The sequence below is a fragment of the Methylobacterium sp. WL116 genome, from assembly GCF_008039455.1.
In the GTDB taxonomy this organism is placed as follows: domain Bacteria; phylum Pseudomonadota; class Alphaproteobacteria; order Rhizobiales; family Beijerinckiaceae; genus Methylobacterium.
In genome coordinates this window covers 1-3298 of sequence record NZ_VRUV01000507.1, presented here as the reverse complement: position 1 = coordinate 3298, position 3298 = coordinate 1, and the positions used below count along the sequence as shown (strand labels likewise).

General features: G+C 61.5%; 5 protein-coding genes. 1 reads left to right on the top strand and 4 read right to left on the bottom strand.

Annotation, left to right across the window (positions count from 1 at the left end; all coding sequences use genetic code 11):
* Window positions 1-120 precede the first annotated feature (120 nt).
* Window positions 121-354: a hypothetical protein gene (locus FV223_RS23640; RefSeq protein ID WP_147729271.1), complete on the bottom strand. Its 234-nt coding sequence runs from the start codon at window positions 352-354 to the stop codon at window positions 121-123.
* A gap of 433 nt (window positions 355-787) precedes the next feature.
* Here FV223_RS23640 and FV223_RS32470 point away from each other — a divergent pair, with 433 nt between their 5' ends.
* Window positions 788-910: a hypothetical protein gene (locus FV223_RS32470; RefSeq protein ID WP_281406286.1), complete on the top strand. Its 123-nt coding sequence runs from the start codon at window positions 788-790 to the stop codon at window positions 908-910.
* A gap of 820 nt (window positions 911-1730) precedes the next feature.
* Here the strand turns inward: FV223_RS32470 and FV223_RS23635 are convergent.
* The 3 genes from FV223_RS23635 to FV223_RS23625 form a co-directional block, all read right to left on the bottom strand.
* Window positions 1731-2228, bottom strand: a complete 498-nt coding sequence (locus tag FV223_RS23635; RefSeq protein WP_147729270.1) for a DUF305 domain-containing protein — start codon at window positions 2226-2228, stop codon at window positions 1731-1733.
* Between the two features lie 505 nt (window positions 2229-2733).
* Entirely contained in the window at window positions 2734-2862 is a 129-nt protein-coding gene (locus FV223_RS32465; RefSeq protein ID WP_281406287.1) for a hypothetical protein, read from the bottom strand.
* Window positions 2832-3203 (bottom strand): HU family DNA-binding protein, encoded by a 372-nt coding sequence (locus FV223_RS23625; protein WP_147729268.1) that lies wholly within the window; start codon window positions 3201-3203, stop codon window positions 2832-2834. Before FV223_RS23625 ends, FV223_RS32465 begins: the two co-directional genes overlap by 31 nt.
* Window positions 3204-3298 lie beyond the last annotated feature (95 nt).

Here is a 3298-nt window from a genome sequence, read left to right as displayed (position 1 = left end):
TAGACTTCCACGGCAAACATCCTGGGCCCCTCCCGAAAGAGAAGCCTCTCCACTGGCCGGCTTTTACCCCGGCCGCATCAGCACCCCGCCGACGCTCCAGTGGATGGTTTTGTCACCGCCCTACACAGTCTCGTTCGCCGCCCCATCCTCCGCCTTGAACGCGAGGCTGGTAGCCTCAGCGAAGCTCTCAGCGAGCGCACGGATTTTATCTTGAGCCTGCCGTTTCATCTCGTCGTTTGACCCGCTCTCAACCGAGGTCGTGACGTACCCCGTGAAGCGCCCGGCTTCGGTGATCAGCGCGAAGTTGAACCGGCCGGACCGGCTGCGTCGGACAATGTAATGCGGCTTGGGCAAAGATCGGTTCTCCGCAGATGCCATTTCTGGTCTCTACGGCGAAGAGGTCGGCTTAGTTTCGAGCTTACTAGGAAGGCGCTCCGGTCGAGGACACAGCTAGGGTCCTTCGGAGCCGCGTCCCTCAGAGAGCATCGAGGCGACCAGATCGTCGTCGCTCACTTTGTCGCCAAGCGCATCGCGGACGATCACCTTCCAGCCTTGCCGCAGGAGCCGATCTCGCTGTTCCACCGCGATCCAAGCCGCCGAACAGCGCACGACTTTCCGAGCCGTGTGGCGTGAGGCGTGGACATAGTAGCTGCGCGGCATAGCAGCTGGTTCAGGCAATGAGCGCGCCAACGAAAAGGCGCTTCGAGTCAGACTGCGCCTGCGCCGTGCAGCTCGCGCTCTAGTCCGCAGACACCGCGCCAACATTGAACGCGTAGCCGAGGCTCTGATGGCCCGCGGGGTCCTGACGGGGGAGGAGATCGATGTTATGCTGCCGCCCGGCTTCATGGGCCGCTCGAACGTCTGGAACGACTCTATGGCGGTCGAGGCCGAAGCGTCCGACTTTCCATAAAAGCATTGTCGGTCAGGAAGTGCACGCCGCGCGAGCCACCTGCACCTCATACGTTCCGTCTCCCGCGAGAAGCACGAGCGTCATCCTCAGCGGCAGGAATGCCCATCAGGACCCGTAGGGGGTTCGTTCGCACTGAGCGGATTTTCCCCGCTGCCGGCCCACACCCAATACAGACCGCATACGTCCAGCGGCTCCACAAATTCTCATTCTGCCGATCAATCCCTTGCTGCCTGATCCTTGCCTTCTCAATCAATGCTCGGATCTTTGCCGCCTTCTCGTCACCGACGGATTTTCTCTGCTGTTCCGTCACGGATGGCTTCTGAGCCTCCTGCGCTATCGTAGGCGTTGAAGCCACAATAATCATGCCGAAAGCTATAAATCTAACGAGCATATTTTCCTCCTGATCATTCTTTTTCGCCACCGACTAGACGGTGAGACGAAATCAGGAATGGAAAAGTTTCAATGGCGCTCGGGAAATAGTAATTCAGAGATCTAAAATTCGCAGAAAAAACCCGATCAAAGCGGGCTCTGCGATACGCATGGCCTCATGTTCGGCCTCCCGACAATCACTAGGATCAAAGCGCTGCATCATCCCGGAACCGGTAAGCGTCGCGCCATTGATCTCCGGTTAACCCACTGGGCACCTTGCCCCCAAGCCGGGCTCAGGACCGGTTCGCTGGTGACACATGCGAAAAACCCGTCCTCCGTAATCGGATCGGGGGACGGGCCTGCCGCTGGTCATCAGCGCTCCGCAGTGGTCCACCCGGATGACGCCTGGCGTAGCGACATCTGGATCTCGCCCGCTCGCAAGCGCTGATCGCTATCGAACGCCAGACCCCTGCACCCATGAGGCCCCTGCAGCCTCGCTTCGAGTTCCGGCCTCCGGCGACAGGCTCCTAAACGAGTTCGGGCCTATGATGTGGGTATGACCGCCGATGGAGTCGATGGTCACACCGTGGCTTCGGAGCCATCCCTGCATCTGATCGATCTCGCGCTGTTGCTCCACGATGATCGACTCGGCGAGCTGACGGCTCCAGGGATCCTTTGCGCAGCGCATCGCGACCTTTGCCATATCGATTGCGCCTTGATGGTGGGGGATCATCTGCAGGCGGAAATCTACGTCCGGGTCACCCGTATAGGGTACGGCCATGTTTTTCATCATCTGCTCATGCGACGCCTTGAACTCGCGCGTGGCAGGTGTGTCGACGCTATCCTTCGGGGAATGACCCATGTGCATGTGATCGTGATCCTGGGCCATCGCGTTTCCAGCTAGTGCCACCGCGAACGCTGCCACCAACAATCCCAAGGCGTGCCGCATGTTGTTCTCCTACCTCAACATTGTCCTGATGGCGGCCGGCTCTAAACGTTCCAACAGTGGGAAGGTCAAGGCGAGCGGAAGTCGGATTGGTGCTGGTTATGCCATGGGGACTCGCCGGTGGTGGGCCGCCGGGGATAGGAGGCGAACTCAAGCTGTGCAACGCGGTCTCTGGCCGCTCGGCCGGCTATGTTATCATTCTCCGACCGGACACAGCCGATGAGGTGCGTGTATGGACAGGAAGCAGGGTGTCGAAGCCTTCCTCTTGTGCTTCGTTTTTGCGCTGACGCTCTGGAGCCTTCGGCCGAGCTGGCTCCGCTCTAAGAACCCTTGGGGCCTCGGCCCATCTTGGGCGTCTGGCTCAGGTACTGGAACATCGTCTGATAGTTCGCCGACCTACGGCTCGTCATCGAGCGACGCCGGATATGGCTGCTCAGACGGAGGATCCAGTGATGGCGGCAGCTGTGGTGGAGGCGGTGGCGGCGACTGACGGCGTCGTCTCCAACGCTCACTGGATCGTCGCCGAGCCGACCACCAACCCCATCAGCGCGGCAAGCTTCATCAGGCCCGCGTGGGTCATCTCTTCGCCATTCACGAGCCACAGGCTCAGGTCGTCGCCGGTCGGCTCGACGTACATGCCGAGCGAGCAGAGAGCTTCGATGGCCTCGTGGAAGGGGTCATCGCTCGTGGCGCCGTCGCCTTCGGGTTCAGCCGGTCCCGCATATCCTTACCGGTCTTGAAGACCAGCTTGGCCTTGGCCTCGACGGCAACGGAGGCGCCGGACCGCGGATTGCGCCCCATCCGTGCCCGCGTCTCCACGACAGTGAAGGAGCCGAACCCACGCAGCTCGACACGATCGCCGGCCACGATGGCGTCCGCGAGCCGGCCTATGATGGCATCGACCACGGCCTCGCAGTCCTTCGCGTAGAGTTGCGGGTTCGCAGCGGCGAGGCGCTGGACCAGTTCGGATCGGATCATGCCGGTGCGGCCGCCCTCGCTACCATGCCGTCAGCGCGGCTTCGCCGGTCCGGCCGATCCCCACCCGTGGGCCTGGATCGCCTTGGTCAGCTTGC

Bases quoted from the DNA above. Each gene is read 5' to 3' on its own strand.
- FV223_RS32470 (WP_281406286.1), top strand. From the start codon at position 788: ATGGCCCGCGGGGTCCTGACGGGGGAGGAGATCGATGTTATGCTGCCG.
- FV223_RS32465 (WP_281406287.1), bottom strand. From the start codon at position 2,862: ATGTACGTCGAGCCGACCGGCGACGACCTGAGCCTGTGGCTCGTGAAT.
- FV223_RS23635 (WP_147729270.1), bottom strand. From the start codon at position 2,228: ATGCGGCACGCCTTGGGATTGTTGGTGGCAGCGTTCGCGGTGGCACTA.
- FV223_RS23625 (WP_147729268.1), bottom strand. From the start codon at position 3,203: ATGATCCGATCCGAACTGGTCCAGCGCCTCGCCGCTGCGAACCCGCAA.